General features: G+C 71.1%; 18 protein-coding genes. 13 read left to right on the top strand and 5 right to left on the bottom strand.

Annotation, left to right across the window (positions count from 1 at the left end; genetic code table 11):
• Nucleotides 1-3: 3 nt before the first annotated feature.
• From AB0L91_RS01050 to AB0L91_RS01035, 4 genes are all read left to right on the top strand, one after another.
• The gene (locus AB0L91_RS01050) at nucleotides 4-888 is read left to right on the top strand and encodes a LysR family transcriptional regulator (RefSeq protein ID WP_365006808.1); all 885 of its coding nucleotides are present in this window, start codon (nucleotides 4-6) and stop codon (nucleotides 886-888) included.
• A gap of 24 nt (nucleotides 889-912) precedes the next feature.
• Entirely contained in the window at nucleotides 913-1,725 is an 813-nt protein-coding gene (locus tag AB0L91_RS01045) for an inositol monophosphatase family protein (RefSeq protein ID WP_365006807.1), read from the top strand.
• A gap of 133 nt (nucleotides 1,726-1,858) precedes the next feature.
• The gene (locus tag AB0L91_RS01040) at nucleotides 1,859-2,578 is read left to right on the top strand and encodes an SDR family oxidoreductase (RefSeq protein WP_365006806.1); all 720 of its coding nucleotides are present in this window, start codon (nucleotides 1,859-1,861) and stop codon (nucleotides 2,576-2,578) included.
• A 170-nt stretch (nucleotides 2,579-2,748) separates the two neighbouring features.
• Nucleotides 2,749-3,246 carry a hypothetical protein gene (locus AB0L91_RS01035; protein ID WP_365006805.1) on the top strand — a complete coding sequence of 166 codons (498 nt, stop codon included), beginning with the start codon at nucleotides 2,749-2,751 and terminating at the stop codon, nucleotides 3,244-3,246.
• A gap of 56 nt (nucleotides 3,247-3,302) precedes the next feature.
• Here the strand turns inward: AB0L91_RS01035 and AB0L91_RS01030 are convergent, their stop codons facing one another.
• Nucleotides 3,303-3,917 carry a hypothetical protein gene (locus tag AB0L91_RS01030; RefSeq protein ID WP_357344913.1) on the bottom strand — a complete coding sequence of 205 codons (615 nt, stop codon included), beginning with the start codon at nucleotides 3,915-3,917 and terminating at the stop codon, nucleotides 3,303-3,305.
• 79 nt (nucleotides 3,918-3,996) lie between these two features.
• Between AB0L91_RS01030 and AB0L91_RS01025 the strand changes: the two genes are divergently transcribed.
• Complete coding sequence (locus AB0L91_RS01025) at nucleotides 3,997-4,818, top strand: acyl-CoA thioesterase II (RefSeq protein ID WP_357344915.1); 822 nt, start codon at nucleotides 3,997-3,999, stop codon at nucleotides 4,816-4,818.
• A gap of 9 nt (nucleotides 4,819-4,827) precedes the next feature.
• Here the strand turns inward: AB0L91_RS01025 and AB0L91_RS01020 are convergent, their stop codons facing one another.
• Nucleotides 4,828-6,627, bottom strand: coding sequence for an APC family permease (locus AB0L91_RS01020; protein WP_365006804.1), 1,800 nt, complete (start codon nucleotides 6,625-6,627; stop codon nucleotides 4,828-4,830).
• A 106-nt stretch (nucleotides 6,628-6,733) separates the two neighbouring features.
• On the opposite strand from AB0L91_RS01020, the gene pdxT reads away from it, so the two are divergent.
• Both pdxT and AB0L91_RS01010 read left to right on the top strand, forming a co-directional pair.
• Nucleotides 6,734-7,354, top strand: coding sequence for a pyridoxal 5'-phosphate synthase glutaminase subunit PdxT (pdxT, locus tag AB0L91_RS01015; RefSeq protein ID WP_357344919.1), 621 nt, complete (start codon nucleotides 6,734-6,736; stop codon nucleotides 7,352-7,354).
• A gap of 92 nt (nucleotides 7,355-7,446) precedes the next feature.
• Entirely contained in the window at nucleotides 7,447-8,202 is a 756-nt protein-coding gene (locus AB0L91_RS01010) for a YebC/PmpR family DNA-binding transcriptional regulator (protein ID WP_355277325.1), read from the top strand.
• A gap of 62 nt (nucleotides 8,203-8,264) precedes the next feature.
• Here AB0L91_RS01010 and AB0L91_RS01005 read toward each other — a convergent pair whose 3' ends face one another.
• Entirely contained in the window at nucleotides 8,265-8,765 is a 501-nt protein-coding gene (locus AB0L91_RS01005; protein ID WP_365006803.1) for an SRPBCC domain-containing protein, read from the bottom strand.
• 105 nt (nucleotides 8,766-8,870) lie between these two features.
• On the opposite strand from AB0L91_RS01005, the gene AB0L91_RS01000 reads away from it, so the two are divergent.
• Nucleotides 8,871-9,380: an O-acetyl-ADP-ribose deacetylase gene (locus AB0L91_RS01000; RefSeq protein ID WP_365006802.1), complete on the top strand. Its 510-nt coding sequence runs from the start codon at nucleotides 8,871-8,873 to the stop codon at nucleotides 9,378-9,380.
• A 3-nt stretch (nucleotides 9,381-9,383) separates the two neighbouring features.
• Here the strand turns inward: AB0L91_RS01000 and AB0L91_RS00995 are convergent, their stop codons facing one another.
• Nucleotides 9,384-10,079 (bottom strand): GntR family transcriptional regulator, encoded by a 696-nt coding sequence (locus AB0L91_RS00995; RefSeq protein WP_365006801.1) that lies wholly within the window; start codon nucleotides 10,077-10,079, stop codon nucleotides 9,384-9,386.
• A 199-nt stretch (nucleotides 10,080-10,278) separates the two neighbouring features.
• Between AB0L91_RS00995 and AB0L91_RS00990 the strand changes: the two genes are divergently transcribed.
• The 5 genes from AB0L91_RS00990 (at nucleotide 10,279) to AB0L91_RS00970 (ending at nucleotide 15,483) form a co-directional block, all read left to right on the top strand.
• The gene (locus AB0L91_RS00990) at nucleotides 10,279-11,415 is read left to right on the top strand and encodes an acetamidase/formamidase family protein (RefSeq protein ID WP_365006800.1); all 1,137 of its coding nucleotides are present in this window, start codon (nucleotides 10,279-10,281) and stop codon (nucleotides 11,413-11,415) included.
• Nucleotides 11,412-12,722 carry an amidase family protein gene (locus AB0L91_RS00985; protein WP_365006799.1) on the top strand — a complete coding sequence of 437 codons (1,311 nt, stop codon included), beginning with the start codon at nucleotides 11,412-11,414 and terminating at the stop codon, nucleotides 12,720-12,722. Before AB0L91_RS00990 ends, AB0L91_RS00985 begins: the two co-directional genes overlap by 4 nt.
• Nucleotides 12,723-12,804: 82 nt before the next feature.
• Nucleotides 12,805-13,776, top strand: coding sequence for an ABC transporter substrate-binding protein (locus tag AB0L91_RS00980; RefSeq protein WP_365006798.1), 972 nt, complete (start codon nucleotides 12,805-12,807; stop codon nucleotides 13,774-13,776).
• The gene (locus tag AB0L91_RS00975; protein ID WP_365006797.1) at nucleotides 13,773-14,657 is read left to right on the top strand and encodes an ABC transporter permease; all 885 of its coding nucleotides are present in this window, start codon (nucleotides 13,773-13,775) and stop codon (nucleotides 14,655-14,657) included. The genes AB0L91_RS00980 and AB0L91_RS00975 overlap by 4 nt, the downstream gene beginning before the upstream one ends.
• 19 nt (nucleotides 14,658-14,676) lie before the next feature.
• On the top strand, nucleotides 14,677-15,483 hold the full coding sequence (locus tag AB0L91_RS00970) for an ABC transporter ATP-binding protein (protein ID WP_365006796.1): 807 nt from the start codon (nucleotides 14,677-14,679) through the stop codon (nucleotides 15,481-15,483).
• An 87-nt stretch (nucleotides 15,484-15,570) separates the two neighbouring features.
• Here the strand turns inward: AB0L91_RS00970 and AB0L91_RS00965 are convergent, their stop codons facing one another.
• On the bottom strand, nucleotides 15,571-16,833 hold the full coding sequence (locus AB0L91_RS00965; protein WP_365006795.1) for an amidohydrolase family protein: 1,263 nt from the start codon (nucleotides 16,831-16,833) through the stop codon (nucleotides 15,571-15,573).
• Nucleotides 16,834-16,875 lie beyond the last annotated feature (42 nt).

Below are 16,875 nucleotides of genomic sequence, written 5' to 3'. Positions count from 1 at the left end.
GAGATGGAGCTTCGGCAGTTGCGGTATTTCGTGGTGCTCGCCGAAGAGCTGCACTTCCGGCGCGCGGCCGAGCGTCTGTTCATCACGACGCCCACGCTGAGTCAGCAGATCCGGGTGCTCGAACGCGAACTCGGCGGTCCGCTGCTGGTGCGTGAGCCACGGGTGGAGCTCACCGCGGCGGGGGAGACCCTGGTGCGCACCGGCCGCGCCGTCCTGTCGGCCGCGGAGACGGCGGTGCGCGAGACCCGGCGCGCGAGTACCGGCGGTGCCCAGGTGGTGCGGTTCGGCCTGCTCAACGGTGCGCCTGCCTGGCTGCCCGCGCGGTTCGAAGCGCTCGCCGGTGCGATCGGCGCGCGCCTGGTCCTCACCGGTGGCACCACCGCCGATCAGCTGCGCATGCTCGCGGCCGACGAGGTGGACCTCGCGCTGGTCCGCGGGCCGCTCGAGATTCCCGAACAGTTCACCGCGCGGCCGATCGCCAGTGAGGGACTCGGCGTCGTGATGTCCGCGCGGCATCCCCTCGCCGGGCACGCCGAGATCATCCCCGAACTGCTCGACGACCACGAGCTGGTGCTCTTCGCCCGCGACTCCGCGCCCGGCCTGCATCGCGCGCTGCTCGCCGGACTGGCCGCACGCGGTGCCCGAATCCGGTTGAGCGACAGCGCGATGGGACACGCGCAGCTGCTCGCCGTCCTCCCGCATCGCACCGATCTGGTCGGCCTGAGCTCCGATCGGGTCCGCGACCATCCCGGTCTCGCGTGGCGCCCGCTGCGCGACGGCCCGATCCCCGTCGACTATGTGGCGGTCTGGCGGGCCGCGAGCAGGCATCCGATCCACGCCGCGGTGGCCGAGACGACCGCGGCGGGCCGGTGGCGTGCGCCGATGTGACGGCCGGTTCTCGTTCGCCCGCAGGTGATCTTCGGGGTGCGTAGCCTGGAGACGGTGCACCACTCGGATGTTGAAATCGCAGTTCACGCAACACAAGTCGCTTCGGGAGTGATCCGGTCCGCGTTCCACGCGCCGCTCACCCGGTTCGCCAAGGAGGGTGACGATTTCGCCACCCAGGCAGACCTCGCCGCCGAACAGGCCATTCTCGATGTTCTCGCGACCGCCTGTCCGGGTGATCGCTTTCTCGCCGAGGAATCGGGGGTGACCGGCGCGGCCCGCAGCGACCGCACCTGGCTCGTCGACCCCCTGTGCGGGACAAGGAATTTCGCGGTCGGCACGGAGTTCGTCGCGGTGAACGTCGCGCTGCGGACCGGCGCCGCCATCGGGGTCGCCGCCGTCGCCGATCCGTTCGCCGACGAGGTGTTCTGGACGGCGGGCCACGGCGCCTACCTACGCAGCGACGGCGCGGATCAACCGCTCCTACCCCGGGCCGACAGCCGGCTCGTCGATGTCGATCTGGATCACGACTTCCCCTGGTCGAGCCCCGCGCGCCTGTTCGACGCCCCCGGTTTCGCCGGGGAGTTCCACGCGCGCGTGCTGTCGACCTCACTGGCCCTGGCCTGGGTGGCGGCCGGTCGCCGGGCCGCGTACGTCACCGGCGGAGATCTGCGCGACAGCGTGCATTTCGCCGCCGCCATCGCGGTGTGTGAGGCCGCGGGCTGCACCGTCACCAACCTGGCGGGTGGGCCGCTGCACACCGCGCCGCACGGGCTGATCGCGGCCGCCGACGCGTCGACCGGTGCCCGGCTGGTCGCCGCGGTCGCCGCGCTGCGCTGACCGTCGCGGGCACGGGCGCATCGTGCGATACCGGTGCGCTCGTGGCCCGTGAGCTGGGCTGTTAGGGATCGGCGAACGCCGGTTCGGCTGCCGGACATGGAGTTTCGCCCTGCCTCGGTGCTGAGCTTGGTCCATGAGTGAGAACAGCACAGTGATCATCGGCGGCGGCTCGGGCATGGGTCTGGCCCTGGCGCACCGGCTGCTCGCCGACGGCGCCGAGGTGACCATCGCGGGCCGGTCGGCGGATCGGCTCGCGACGGCGGCGCGGGAACTCGACCAGCACCCAGGCACCCTGCGCACGGTCGTCGCCGACATCACCGGGGAGGCCGACATCGCCCGCCTGTTCGGTGCGACCGGCACCGTCGACCACGTCGTCGTCACCGCCGCCGACATGACCGGCGCCTACCAGCCGATCACCGACTTCGACACCGACGTCGCGGCGAAAGTGGTGGCAGCCAAGATGATCGGCCCCGCCCTCGTCGCCAAACACGCCAGGGTCGCCGACGGCGGCTCGATCACGGTCACCTCCGGTATCGCCGCCTACCGGCCCGCCCCCGGCGGATCGCTGGTCGCCATGGTCAACGCCGCGCTCGCGGGCTTGGTCGCCGCGCTCGCGGTGGAACTCGCTCCGCTGCGCGTCAACGCCGTGTCGCCCGGCTGGGTGGACACGCCGATCTGGAATGCCTTCGCCCCCGCCGACAAAGCCGAACGCCACCGCGCCATGGCCGCCCGCCTCCCCGCCGGCCGACTCGGCACGCCCGCCGACCTCGCCGAGGCCTTCCTCGCGGTCCAGCGCAACCCGTTCGTCACCGGCACGGTCCTGCACGTCGACGGTGGCCACCGTCTGGTGTGATGTCGTGCGCCCGGCCACCTCTCACAGACCACCGTTGCCGGGTTCTCAGAGTTTCCACACCATCACTGGGTAGCGTCCGGGCCGTGGCATCGAGGCCTGCGTCGTGTGGCGCGGGTCCGTGCCGTCGCCCGGAGGGCGAAGACGCCTGACCCGAACGTAAGGACGAGTGGATGAAGTTTGGTAAGACCGGACGTATCGCTATCGCAGGTCTGGCCGTGGTCGCGGCTCTCGGGCTGAGCGCGTGCAGCGACGACAAGGGTGACAAGCCCGCCGCGAAGACCACCACCAGCGCCAAGGCCCCGGCCACGAACGCCGCGAACCTGCCGCCCGTGCCGACGGTTCCGCAGCTGAGCGAGCAGCTCACCACCGCGCTGGATCCCGCCGTCCCGAACGAGCAGAAGATCGACTTCGTGCAGGGTGTCTCCGCCGATCCGGAGCTGCCGAACCGTTTGGCCCAGGCGGCCAAGGACGCCAATGTGCAGGTGCAGGTCACCGAGGTGACTTCGTTCGGTGACAGTGTGAACGCGAAGGCGAATTTCACGGTGAACGGTCAGACCAATGTGGTCGATGTGCCGTTTGTGGCCGAGGACGGCAAGTGGAAGGTCCAGAAGGCCTGGGCGTGCACCATGCTGACCAACCTGGGTCAGCAGTCGGTCGCCTGCGCCTGATCCCGTGACCCGAGAGCCCCGGCCGGTATAGCGGCCGGGGCTCTCGGCTGTCCGGGTCATGGGCCGATGCGCAGGGCCGCCCGGTCCGGATGGTCCCAGCGCAGTGTCCAGGTGGCGGTCTCGGGGTGTTCGGCGGCGTGCTCGCGCAGGGCGGGCAGCGTCCACCGCTCCGTGGGCGGGGTGCGGCGCAGCGCGGCCTGGTCGCTCAGCTCGAGACGCACGGTGAGGTCGAAATCCAGGCCGCGACCCAGCAGCATCGGCCCGGCGAGCACCAGGACCAGATCGGCGGGCGCCGGGCGGATCGACGCCCTGGCCGAACGGTCCCGCGCCTCGTCCCAGAGCGCGGGCAACCAGCGCCCGGCGGTCCGGACCGCGTCGAGGATCTCGCGGCGCACCGCGTCGTAGTCGAACCAGGCTGTGCGATAAGACCATTCGTCGTCGCGGCCGTACTCCATCCGCAGCGAGGCCGGGCGGACGAAATCGTGCAGCGCGACCACCTCGGCCGACCGTCCCCGCCCGGTGAGCGTGTCGGCGATCCGGCGGGCCAGCTCGACCGGCGCGGCCGCGTCGGCACCGTCGACGGCGAGCACCCGTCGTCCCGGCAAGGCTGCCAGCCGGTCGGCGACGAGCCCCGCCACCGCAGCGGGGGAGATTGGCGTGAACGTCGGCACCGCACTATCACAGCAAATTCCGGGGCACACTGCCGAGCCGGACAGACCAGACAGTCGGCGACGGGATAATCTCGAGCGCATGGCGACTATCGAAGAGGCGCTCGAGATCGAGCAGCTGGAACGGGACATCTTCCGTGGTGCGGCCACCGAATCCCAGCTGACGCGCACCTTCGGCGGCCAGGTCGCGGGCCGGGCACTGGTCTCGGCGGTGCGCACCGTCGACCCCGCCTTCCAGGTGCACTCGCTGCACGGCTACTTCCTGCGACCGGGCAATCCGGAGGAACCCACCGTCTACCTGGTGGAGCGCATCCGCGACGGCCGGTCCTTCTGCACTCGCCGGGTCACCGGCGTGCAGGACGGCCAGGCGATCTTCACGATGTCGGCCTCGTTCCACCGCGGCGACGAGGGGCCCGAGCATCAGGACGTGATGCCCGCGGTCGAAGGGCCGGACCTGCTGCCCGACGCCAGCGTCACCATGAGCCCCGAGCGGCTGTGGGCGATGCGCGAGTGGGAGCACTGGGACATCCGCACCGTCCCGTCGGATCAGGTCACCCAGCGGGAGGGCTTCGTCTCCCAGCAGCAGGTGTGGTTCCGGTACCGCCACAAGCTGCCCGACGACCCGCTGTTCCACGTCTGCACCCTCGCCTACATGAGCGATATGACGCTGCTCGGTTCGTCCAAGGTGGCCCACCCCGGTGAGCCGACCCAGGACGCCTCGCTCGACCACGCGATGTGGTTCCTGCGCCCGTTCCGGGCCGACGAATGGCTGCTCTACGACCAGTCCTCGCCCTCGGCGGGGTTCGGTCGCGCGCTCACCGGCGGCCGGATCTGGGACCGCGAGGGCAACCTCGTCGCCGCGGTCGTCCAGGAGGGCCTGATCCGGACCCCGCGCCACAAGTAGGCCGGGGTCTCAGCTCACCTGGACGCGCAGGTGGCACACCACGGTGTCGGGCATCTTGCGCAGGACGCGTTCGAGCTCGTCGCTGCGATGGCTCGGCAGGACACGCGCCCAGCCCGAGGGCGGATCGATCTCCGCGATGACGACCACCTTGCGTCGGCCCGCGAAATGCGCACTGACGTAGGCGGCGACGGGTCCGCCGACGGTCGCGTCGCTGTCCTCGAGCATGACCAGGTGGACTTCGGGATGCCACGCCTCCCACGCCTTGGCGAACGCTGTCGCCGACTCGCCGGGCAGGCAGACGTGCACCGCGGTGACGTCGTCTCCGATCGACATGGCCGCCGACAGCGCCTCCCGGCTCAGCTCGCAGACCTCCGCGATCGGCACGATGATGGCGGTGCCGGTGCGGCGCGGTGGCGCGGGCGGGACGCCGACGATGCCGCGGGAATGTCTGATCCTGGTGTAGGCGTTGCGGATTCGCTCCATCCCGACCATGAGTGCGGGCAGGACCAGCACGATCAGCCAGGCGCCTTCGGCGAACTTCATCGCGGTGGTGACGATCGCGGCGACGAAGGTCAGCACGGCGCCGAAGCCGTTGAGCGCGATCCGCCACCGCCAGCCTTCGCTCCTGGCCTGCCACCAGTGCCGGACCATGCCGGTCTGCGCGATGGTGAAACCGACGAACACGCCGATAGCGAACAGCGGGACCAGGACGTTCATCTTGCCCGCGGCCGCCACCAGCAGCACCGCGGCACTCACACCGAGGGTCAGCACGCCGTAGCGATACACCTGGCGCGGGGTCGCGACGGCGAAGCGGTGCGGCAGACAGTTGTCGTCGGCGAGCAGCCGGGTCAGCGTCGGCAGGCCGCCGTAGGAGGTGTTGGCCGCCAGCGCCAGCAGCACCACCGTCGCGAACTGCACGACGTAGTAGCCGACCCCGTGCCCCAGCGCCGCCTCGGTCAGCTGCGAGAGCACGGTGGTGCCCTCGATCGGCTGCAGCGAGAACTTCTCGATCAGGACCGCCAGTCCGATCAGCATCGTGCCGAGCAGCAGGCCCAGCGCGACCTCGGCCCGCTGCGCGCGCCGCACCCGGGGTTCCCGGAAGCTCGGCACCGCGTTCGCGATGGCCTCCACACCGGTCAGCGCCGCGCACCCGCTCGAGAACGCCTTGAGCAACAGCAGCACTCCGACGGTGTGGATATCGCTCACCGCCGCCGTCCCGCTGGTGACGGCGGCGGGTTCCGAGCGCAGCAACCCGCCGATGATCACCACGAATATGCCCGCCACGAACACCGCCGTCGGCACCATGAACGCGCGGGCGCTCTCGGTGATGCCGAGCAGGTTCAGCGCGGTGATGCCGACCAGCACCGCCAGGCAGATCCAGATCGTGTAGTCGTGCAACGTGGGGAACGCCGAGGTCAAGGCCGCGACACCGGCGGCGATCGACACCGCCACGTTCAGCACGTAGTCCACGATCAGCGAGGCCGCCGCCAGCAGGCTGGAGCGGTGCCCGAGATGACGCTCGGCGACCGCGTAGGCGCCACCGCCGTTCGGGAACGCGGCGATGACCTGGCGATAGGAGGCGATGAGGACCGCCAGCAGGGCGGCGATGGCCAGCGTCACCGGCAGGGTCATCCCGAGGCCGAGACCGCCCGCGGTGGCCAGCACCAGGACGATCGCCTCGGGACCGTAGGAGACCGACGCCATCGCGTCCAGGGACAGACCGGCCAATCCGGTCGAGACCGTGAGCCCGCGACGGTGCGCGACGATCGGCGCTGGTCCGGAGCTCCTGCGTGGCAGAAGTGCAATCACAAACCGAGTGTCGACCCGATCCGGGCGAATGCACCCCGGCGTTGACGGAATGTTGACAAAGACCGTGAGCGGGCGCACACCGGCCCGCCTCGTAAGCTCAGCGCCTGTGAACGCATCCTCGCCTGCCGCCCGGCCGACCATCGGCGTCCTCGCGCTCCAGGGTGACGTGCGCGAACACGTTGCCGCGCTGGACCACTGTGGCGCCGACGCGGTGCTGGTGCGGCGCGAAGCCGAGCTGGCCGCCGTCGACGGACTGGTGCTGCCCGGCGGCGAGTCGACCGCCATCTCCAAGCTGCTGCAGGCCTTCGACCTGCTCGAGCCGCTGCGCGCCCGGCTGCGCGACGGGCTGCCCGCCTTCGGCTCCTGCGCGGGCATGATCCTGCTGGCCTCGGAGGTGCTCGACACCAGGGCCGACGCCCAGCACCTGTCCGGCATAGATATGACGGTGCGCCGCAACGCCTTCGGCCGTCAGGTCGACTCCTTCGAAACCGACCTCGATTTCGCCGGGCTCGACACGCCGGTGCGGGCCGTGTTCATCCGCGCCCCGTGGGTCGAGCGGGTCGGCGCGGGCGTCGAGGTACTGGCCCGGGTACCGCACGGTCCGGCGCAGGGTCGCATCGTCGCCGCCCGGCAGGGCAATGTCGTGGCGACCTCGTTCCACCCCGAGGTGACCGGCGATCTGCGGGTGCACGAACTGTTCGTCGACCTGGTTCGTTCGGCACGGTAACGCCCGCGGCCACTGCGCGCGCACGGTCCGAGTAGGCTGGATCGAGCTTGTCCGCCCGGGCAGACGCGCAACCGACCTGAAGGAAGTAGGGCATGAGCGGCCACTCCAAATGGGCCACCACCAAGCACAAGAAGGCGGGAATCGACGCCAAGCGCGGCAAACTCTTCGCCAAGCTGATCAAGAACATCGAGGTGGCGGCCCGCACTGGTGGTAGTGACCCTGCGGGTAACCCGACGCTGTACGACGCCATCCAGAAGGCGAAGAAGTCGTCGGTCCCCAACGACAACATCGAGCGCGCCCGCAAGCGCGGCGGCGGCGAGGAAGCCGGCGGCGCCGACTGGCAGACGATCATGTACGAGGGCTACGGCCCCAACGGCGTCGCCGTCCTGATCGAGTGCCTCACCGACAACCGCAACCGCGCCGCGGGCGAGGTCCGCGTCGCGATGACCCGCAACGGCGGCAACATGGCCGACCCGGGTTCGGTGGCGTACCTGTTCGGCCGCAAGGGTGTGGTGACCCTCGAGAAGAACGGCCTGTCCGAGGACGACATCCTCGAGCACGTCCTCGACGCGGGCGCCGAAGAGGTCAACGACCTGGGTGAGTCCTTCGAGATCATCAGCGAGCCCGGCGATCTGATCGCCGTGCGCAGCGCCCTGCAGGCCGCGGGCATCGACTACGACTCGGCCGAGTCCGGCTTCCAGGCGTCGGTGTCGGTCGCGGTCGACGCCGAGGGCGCCCGCAAGGTGCTCAAGCTGGTCGACGCGCTCGAGGACAGCGACGACGTGCAGAACGTCTACACCAACGTCGACATCTCCGACGAGGTCGCCGCCGAGCTCGACGACGAGTAGCGACACACGCACACACGCACCGCCCCGGCCGGGACTTCGGCCGGGGCGGTGCGTGTTTCGGGCTAGGACGCGCGCTCGGAGTAGTACGCCGCCATCGACGGGTAGTAGTCCGCGAACTTCGGGCGCTCGGTCTGCGTGCACGCGGCGACGAACATGTCCGCGTAGTACTCCCAGCCGGGACCGATCTGCGGGATCTCGGCCAGCTGGTACTCCGAGGTGAGGTGGTGGACCAGGCGCACGTCGGTGGCCGCGCCGGTGTCGAGCAGCGTCACCTCGAGCCGCCACACCCCGATCTGATCGGTCGAGGACAGGCCGAGGTGGATCGGCGGGGTGCAGTCGTCGATGTTCATGCCCGTCCACGGCTCGCCCTCCTCGAACCGCATCTGCACCCGGATGGTGTTGCCGGTGCCCGCTTCGCCCTCCCAGGTGCCGTACCAGCCGGCGGTCAGGTGCGGATCGGTCAGTCGCGCCCACACCTCCTCGATCGGCAGGCCCAGCGACCGGGTGATCACCAGATCACGGCCGTCGGGTGTCGGCTGGAGCTCACCGGTGGGTGTGGGCATGCGCGGTTCTCCTCGGCTCGGGTGGAGCGACGATCTGCGACGGTGTCGACGGTACGCCGCGATATCCGCTGGTGTCGCGCTCGGCGCGGCGAGCACAATGGTCCGATGACCCGGATCGAGGCCGTCCGCGGCGACATCACCGAACAGGCGGTCGACGCGGTGGTCAATGCCGCCAACTCCTCGCTGCTCGGCGGTGGCGGCGTCGACGGCGCGATCCACCGCAAGGGTGGGCCCGAGATCCTGTCCGCGTGCCGTGACCTGCGCGCCTCGCACTACGGGAAAGGCCTGGCGACCGGTCAGGCGGTCGCGACGACCGCGGGACGGCTGCCCGCGCGCTGGGTGATCCACACCGTCGGCCCGGTGTGGTCGGCCACCGAGGACCGCTCGGACCTGCTGGCCTCCTGCTATCGCGAATCCCTGCGCGTCGCCGCCGAACTGGGTGCCCGCACGGTCGCGTTCCCGGCCATCTCCACGGGCATCTTCGGCTGGCCGATGGACGACGGCGCCCGGATCGCCGTCGAGACCGTGCGCGCGGCCGACCCGGCCGTCGACGAGGTGCGGTTCGTCCTGTTCGACGATCGCGCGCTCGCGGTGTTCACCGCCGCGCTGAGCTGAGCGCTACCGGGGCGAACTGATCTCCCTGACCTCGCGCAGGTGCTGTTCCATCGCGGCGGCCGCCGCCGGGCCGTCGTGGGCGTCGACCGCGCGCAGGATCTCGGTGTGCCCGTGCACCGAGATCCGGCGGCCCAGGGGCGTGCGGTGCGAGAGCACCCGGGTGTGTCTGGTCCACTCGGTGGTCATCGTGCACAGCGTCACCAGCAGCGGGTTCTGCGCCGAATGGGCCAGCAGCGCGTGGAATTCGATGTCGAGGGCCATCGATTCCTCCGGGCTCAGCGACTCGTCGGAGCGGTCGAGGACCGCGTGCAGGGACAGCAGATTCGATTCCAGGGCCCGCTGGGCGGCGAGCTGGGCGATGCGGGGTTCCACCAGATCGCGGAGCTCGGTCGCGTAGCCGAGTTCGGTGTCGAGGTCGGCGAGATTGTCGTGGAGTTCGGCCGCGCCGCGGGACGGGTCGGTGACGGTGCTGCCGCGCCCCTGCCTGCGGTCGACGAGCTTCTTGGACTCCAGTTCGAACATCGCCTCGCGCAACGAGGATCGGGAGACCTGGAGCGTGGCCGCCAGTTCCCGTTCCGGCGGCAGCCGATCGCCAGCGCGCAGCGCGCCGTCGATGATCAGCCGTTCCAGGTGCGCGGCCACCTCGGCGCCGACACTGCCGATGCGGCGACGGAGCGGGGGAATGGGCGCGACGCTCACGAACGGACTCCCTCACGAGGCTGAATTGGTCCGGCCAATCCTACTCGCGCCCCTGGATTTCGGCGCATATTGCGGCGGCGTAAAGCCTCTGTTACGCAAGTTTCGCCCGGTAGCAAGGGGTTTCATAGTGGAATACCGTTATCGAATCAGATGGTCGGACCAATGTTCGGCATCGGCTCGTTGACAGCGGAGGAACCACGTGACCGCAGTGGCAGGCGACCAGATCGCGGCAGCATTCCCGGTCCTGCAACAGGGCGCCGGACTCGCCCCCGGGGCCACCTACGTGCCCGCGGATCCGGCGCGGGTGCTGTGGGGCAGGCTCCCGAAGCGGGGAGACACCCCGGTGACGACCGTGGCGCCGGGCGCGACCGTCGTGATCGACACGATCAGCCACGAGGGCTTGCTCGACGACCAGGGCTCCGACCCGGCCGCCTACTTCGGCGGCCACGGCGTGGCCAGGGACCAGGTCCTCGACGACGCGATCGAGGTGGTCGCGCGGCGGACCCGCGCGGCCGGGGCGGGCCCGCACATCGTCACCGGGCCGATCGCGGTCGACGGGGCGTGCCCCGGCGACCTGCTCGCCGTCCGGGTCGAGCACCTGGCCCTGCGCGCGCCCTACGGCGTGATCTCCACCCGGCACGGTCGCGGCATGCTGGCGGGCACGGCGTACGACGGGTCCTACGGCCAGTTCTGCACGGTGACCGGGGAGACCGACGCGTGGTTCGGCGCCATGCCGATCGCGCCGGGCAGCGCGCACCAGGCGCGATTCCCGCTGGCGCCGTTCCTCGGCATCATGGGTGTCGCCACCGACACCGAGGACCGGGCGCATTCGGTGCCGCCCGGTCCGCACGGCGGCAATATCGACGTCAAGCTGCTCACACCCGGCGCCACCCTGTTCCTGCCGGTGCAGGTGCCCGACGCGCTGTTCTACGTCGGTGACCCGCATTTCGCGCAGGGCGATGGGGAAGTGGCGCTCACCGCGCTGGAGGCGCCGCTGCGGGCGACCGTCCGCATGGACCTGATCCCGGCCGACCAGGTCGCCGATCTCGGTATCGGCCCGTTTGCCGCAGGCCACGGCCTGGTGATCCCGACCGGGCTCGACCCCGATCTCGACACGGCGCTGTCGCGGTGCGTCGGCAACGCGGTCGACCTGCTGGTGGCGCTGTTCGAGACCGATCCGCGCCGCGCCTACCTCTACCTCAGCGCCGCGGCCGATTTCACCGTCTCGCAGGCGGTCGACCTGACCAGGGGCGTGCACGGCAAGATCCGCATCGCCGACTTCGCGCACACCGCGAGCACCGAGCTGGCCCGCTACGTCCTGGAGCGGGCCCGGTGACCGCGCGAGTGCGCGACGCGGTGGACACCACGGTGTGGCGCGAGGTCGGCGCGCCGCTGGTCCCCGCGACGGCCACCGGCCCACTGACCGGGCACACCGTGGCGGTGAAGGATCTGTTCGCGGTAGCCGGGTATCCCGTCGGCGCCGGGGTCGCCGCCTATCTCGCCGAGCGCGCCCCCGAATCCCGGCACGCGACTGTCGTTGCCGCGCTCCTCGCGGCGGGCGCCGACCTCACCGGCATCGCCACGACCGACGAATTCGCCTACAGCATCACCGGCGGCAACGGTCGCACCGGGATGCCGGTGAATCCCGCCGCGCCACAGCGGGTTCCGGGCGGATCCTCCAGCGGACCGGCCGTCGCCGTCGCCCGGGGCGAGGCGAGTATCGGGCTCGGCACCGACACCGCGGGCTCCATTCGGGTGCCCGGCGCGTACCAGGGACTCTGGGGAATCCGGACCACCCACGGCAGTCTCGACACCACCGGCCTGCTGCCGCTGGCACCGTCGTTCGACACGATCGGCTGGCTCGCCCGCGACGCCGCGACCCTCGCCGCCGTCGCCGCGGCGGTGTATGCCGCGCGGCAGGCTCCGGCCGATCCAGGCCGCGCGGCTGCGGATGATCCGCCAGTCGGTGGAGCATGCGGCCCCGGCGCGCCCACGGCCGCGCGTGCCCGGACTCGGACGGCGGCAGCGCCGCGGGTGCCGGGTGCCGCGCAGCGAACCGAGCCCGGGCGACTTGTCGTCGATCCGGCGTTGTGCGCCGCCGCGCCGTCGTCGGCCGAGCAGTGCCTGTGGGCCGCACGCGAACTCGGTGCCGCACGGGTCGCTCTCGGCGCCGAGCTGGACCGCTGGTTCGGTGCCTTCCGGACCGTGCAGGCGCACGAGGCGTGGGTCGCGCACGGCGACTGGATCGTCGCCCATCCCGGCACCCTCGAGCCCGAAGTGGCCGACCGGTTCGCCTGGGCGGCAACGGTCACCGATGAGGGCGCCGCTGCCGCACGGAATCTCGTGGCCCAGGCGTCGGCGCGGATCACCGATGTCGTGGGCGACGGGGTGCTGCTGCTGCCGACCACGGCCGGCCCGCCCCCGTATCGCGACGCCGACGTCCGCACTCGCGATGCCGCGCGCACCGCCACCCTGCGCCTGACCTGTCTCGCCGCGATCGCGGGCCTGCCCGCGGTCACCCTGCCGCTACCGCGTCACGACGGGCTGCCCATCGGGTTGTGCCTGCTAGGCGCGGCCCACACCGACCACGCGCTGATCGGGCTGGCTGCCCGGTGCGCCTCGGCCCTCACCGGTTCCGCCTGACCACCCTTTGTACGACCCGCCACCTCGACGGCGTGGTCCCGGCATCGCGGGCGGCGGCGCCGGACACCCGATAGGAATCATCATGAAACATCCATCGCGACACGTCCTCTCGGCGTTGTTCACCGCACTGATGCTGGTCCTCGGCCTGACCGCGTGCATCGCCACACCCGACGGCGGCGGCGACCCGGCCACGATCAAGATCGGCACCCTGCGCGGCCAGCCCCACCTCTACGCGCCCTACTTCATGCAGCGGTTCGCGCCCGCTGGCACCACCTACGACATCGTGCTGTTCGAGAACTCACCCGACATCAAGAACGCGCTCGCCTCGGGCGCCATCGACTTCGGTGTCCTCGGCGCGCCGTCGATGCTGGCGGGCAGCGCGGCGGGCCAGGACGTGCGGATCGTGGCCTCGGCCGCCGACGGCGGGTCGGCGTTCGTCGGCAAGCCCGAGATCGCGACACCGAACGACCTGCGCGGCAAGAAGATCGGCTTCCCGCCCGGCTCCTCGCAGGAGATCGTGCTGAAGCTGACGCTGCGCGCGCACGGCCTCGATCCGGCGACCGACGTCCAGCTGGTGAACCTGGCCTACTCGGACATGGCCAACGCCTACAAGTCCGGGCAGATCGACGCCTTCCTCAGCGCCGAGACCGCGCCGTCGATCGTCAAGCAGACCGGCGCGCACGCGATCGTCTCGCCCTACGACACCCCGATCGGCGGGGTGAACATCGTCTTCGGCACCCGGGGCGCGCTGATCGAGCAGGACCGCGACCGGGTCCAGCAGACCGTGCGCAGCTTCGTCCAGGCCATCGAGTTCATGAAGGGCGATCACCAGGCATGGGTCGACGGGCTCGTCAGCACCTTCGGCCTGGACCGCGCGATCGTCGAGACCGCGACCGGGAACGTCTGGCTGCGCTGGGAACTCGACGACGCCTACCGCGGCCGGGTCGGCGCGCTCGCCGAGCAGATGCGGGCGTTCGACCAGCTGGCCCGCACGCCGGACCTGACGAAGGTCTTCGACACCGGGTTCCTGACCGCGGCGGGCGTCGGACGATGACCGCGCTCGACACGGCACCCACCGATCGGCCGACCTCGCCGCCCGCCGCCGCGCCCGTCACGCGGCGCGCGGCGCGGGTGCCGGGCAGGGTGGTCGCCGTGCTGTGGGCGCTGCCGGTCCCGCTGCTGCTCGGACTGCTGTGGGATCGCGGGGTCGCGGGTGGCTGGACCCTGCCGTTCGGCATCCAGATGCGGTTCCTGCCCACGCCCTACGAGGTGGCGCGGCGGCTGGCCGATCTCGCGGTCGGCGGCGTCATCGACGACACCTACAGCGGCACCCTCTGGCTGCACCTCTACGCCAGCACCCTGCGGGTCGTGCAGGGCTTCGCGCTGGCCGCTGCCGTCGCCATCCCGCTCGGGATCGTGATGGGCCGCTCCCGGCTGGTGTACCGGATGCTCGAACCGACCATCAACCTGGTGCGCCCGATCCCGGTCACCGCCTGGGCGCCGCTGTCGCTGCTGATCATCGGGTTCGGCGACCGCTCGACCATCTTCCTGGTGTTCCTGGCGGCGGTGTTCTCGATCCTGCTCAATACCATCGCGGGGGTCAGGGCGGTCCCGGAACGGTTGCTCGAGGCCGCCGCGATGCTGGGCACCCAGCCCGCGCACACGCTGTACAAGGTGGTGCTGCCCGCCGCGGTGCCGAGCATCGTCGCCGGACTGCGGATCGCGCTCGGGCTGTCCTGGGTGATCCTGGTCGTCGGTGAGACGGTCGGCATCCGGATCGGGCTGGGCGCCTTGATCACCCAGGCCAGGGAGCAATCGCGGACCGATCTGATCATCGCGGTGATGATCGTGATCGGGCTGGCCGGATTCCTCGCCGACCGGCTGCTGATGCTGCTGGTCCGGCTCCTCGCGGGGCGCAGGCCCCTGCTCCCGTGACCACGCAGACAGGACCGGTATGAAGATCTACTCCACCCGCCGTCGCCCGCATCGCCCGGCGCGGATCGTCGTCGACGGACTCGGCAAGCGCTATCCCGGCGCACCCGGCTTCGCGGTCGACGGTGTCGAACTCGAGATCGCCGCAGGGGAATTCGTCTGTGTGGTCGGCGCGAGCGGCTGCGGCAAATCGACGCTGCTGCGCATTCTCGCCGGGTTCGAGGAGACCACCACCGGCACCGTCACCGTCGGGGACGAACCGATCAGCGGACCCGGCCCGGAACGCGGGGTGGTCTTCCAGGACTACGGGCTGTTCCCGTGGCTGACCGTCGCCGAGAACATCGCCTACGGACCGAGGCAGGCCAGGATGACCCGCCCCGACATCCGCGAGATCACCGACCGCTGGCTCGACACCGTCGGCCTCACCCGGGTGCGGACCTCGTTCCCGCACCAGCTCTCCGGCGGTATGCAGCAGCGGGTCGCCATCGCCCGGGTGCTGGCCAACAGTCCCGCCGTGCTGCTGATGGACGAACCTTTCGGCGCGCTGGACGCGCTCACCCGCATCGAGATGCAGGCCGAGCTCAAGCGCATCCACCGCGAGACCGCGGTGACCGTCGTCTTCGTCACCCACGGCATCGACGAGGCGGTGTATCTGGCCGATCGCGTGGTGGTGATGGCGGGTGGCTCGGCGCACGGCAATGCCGGGCACGTGCGCGAGATCGTCGAGATCGACCTGCCCGCCGAACGCGACTCCACCACCCCGGAATTCAACGCCTACAAGCGGCGCATCGACGCGCTGGTGCACCAGGGAAACCACACCCCGGTCTGATCGCCGGCCCGCGCGCGGTCCCGCCACGATCGGGGCCGCGCGCTGCGGACCCGCGTGCGGAGACGGCGGCGCGAGATCCGGTACCGGTCACCGCACCGGTACCGGGCGCAGGATTTCGGTGGTGCGCGTGGTGCGGGCGACGACGCGACCCGCTTTCACGACATAGCAGCGGTCGGGGCGGTCGAGCAGGGCGTGGGTGAGCCGGTGGGTCCCGAGGACGACGAGGTCGGCCTGCGCGCCGACCCGGATGCCGTGCCGGTCGCCGATGCCGAGCACCGCCGCCGCGTCGGCGGTGGCCATCGCCAGGACCCGGCGCAAGTCGTCGGCGCTCGACAGATGGCCGGTCTGGGCCAGGAACAGGCCGATATCGAGCAGGTCGGCGTTGCCGTAGGGAGTGAAGGCATTGCGAATGTTGTTGGAGGAGTAGGCGGTCGTGACCCCGGCCGCCCAGAGTTCCCGGACCGGGGCGACTCCGCGCCGCACGGCGGTCTCGTCTCCGCGGCCACCCAGATGCATGTCGGTCGCGGGCAGCGGGACCACCGCGACCCCGGCCTCGGCCAGGCGCGCCATCGTGGCCCGCCGCTCACCGGGTGGACGGCCGGCGAGCGAGGTGACGTGCCCGATCGCGACCCGGCCGCCGAGCCCGGCGCGCTCGGTGGCGGTGGCGATGTAGTCGGCCATGGCGAAGCGCGGATCGGTCGCGTCGTCGGCGAAATCGGCGTGGATGTCGACGGGGACACCGAATTCGGCGGCCAGCTCGAAGACCAGGTCGACGTGGCGTTCGCAGTCCGCGACGTCGGCTTCGTTGTAGGAGCACCCGCCGATCACGTCCGCGCCGCGCCCCAGCGCCGCGCGCAGCAGCTCGAGCGTGCCGGGCGCGCGCAGGATGCCCTCCTGCGGGAACGCGACGATCTGCAGATCGATCAGGCCGCGGTACTCCTCGCGCAGGTCCAACAGTACCTCGACCCCGAGCAGTCCCACGATCGGGTCGACATCGGGATGGGCGCGGATCGCGGTGGTGCCGTGCGCGATCGCGAGGTCGAGCACCTTGCGGGCCCGCGCCGCCACGTCGGCGGCGGTGAAACCACGCTTGAGCTCCCCGGTGATCGCGATGGCGCCGGCCAGGGTGTTGTCGGGTGCGGTGGCCTGCGTGTCCAGTAGTGCCTTGTCCAGATGCACGTGCGGTTCGATCAAGCCGGGGATGACCACCCGTGCGGCGCAGTCGATCTCGGTCACCGCCGGGCCCCGCAGGTCGGGTTCGACGGCGGTGATGATCCCGTCGGTGACGGCGATGTCGACGAGCTCGGCGTCATCGGCGACGCGGGCACGGCGCAGCACTAGATCGGCCACGAAAACCTCCTGGACACACGGGGGACCGTCTTTGTATACGAC

Origin of the sequence: Nocardia sp. NPDC051833, assembly GCF_040681225.1 — a bacterium.
Taxonomy (GTDB): domain Bacteria; phylum Actinomycetota; class Actinomycetes; order Mycobacteriales; family Mycobacteriaceae; genus Nocardia.
The sequence above is the reverse complement of the archived record's forward strand: the minus strand, read 5'-3'. Positions and strand labels throughout refer to the sequence as shown.

What these genes read in the sequence shown, in the direction of transcription:
- AB0L91_RS01005 (WP_365006803.1), bottom strand. Translation starts at nt 8,765, where the DNA reads ATGCCCACACCCACCGGTGAGCTCCAGCCGACACCCGACGGCCGTGAT.
- AB0L91_RS01040 (WP_365006806.1), top strand. Translation starts at nt 1,859, where the DNA reads ATGAGTGAGAACAGCACAGTGATCATCGGCGGCGGCTCGGGCATGGGT.
- AB0L91_RS01025 (WP_357344915.1), top strand. Translation starts at nt 3,997, where the DNA reads ATGGCGACTATCGAAGAGGCGCTCGAGATCGAGCAGCTGGAACGGGAC.
- AB0L91_RS00975 (WP_365006797.1), top strand. Translation starts at nt 13,773, where the DNA reads ATGACCGCGCTCGACACGGCACCCACCGATCGGCCGACCTCGCCGCCC.
- AB0L91_RS01035 (WP_365006805.1), top strand. Translation starts at nt 2,749, where the DNA reads ATGAAGTTTGGTAAGACCGGACGTATCGCTATCGCAGGTCTGGCCGTG.
- AB0L91_RS01000 (WP_365006802.1), top strand. Translation starts at nt 8,871, where the DNA reads ATGACCCGGATCGAGGCCGTCCGCGGCGACATCACCGAACAGGCGGTC.
- AB0L91_RS01010 (WP_355277325.1), top strand. Translation starts at nt 7,447, where the DNA reads ATGAGCGGCCACTCCAAATGGGCCACCACCAAGCACAAGAAGGCGGGA.
- AB0L91_RS01050 (WP_365006808.1), top strand. Translation starts at nt 4, where the DNA reads ATGGAGCTTCGGCAGTTGCGGTATTTCGTGGTGCTCGCCGAAGAGCTG.
- AB0L91_RS00970 (WP_365006796.1), top strand. Translation starts at nt 14,677, where the DNA reads ATGAAGATCTACTCCACCCGCCGTCGCCCGCATCGCCCGGCGCGGATC.
- AB0L91_RS00980 (WP_365006798.1), top strand. Translation starts at nt 12,805, where the DNA reads ATGAAACATCCATCGCGACACGTCCTCTCGGCGTTGTTCACCGCACTG.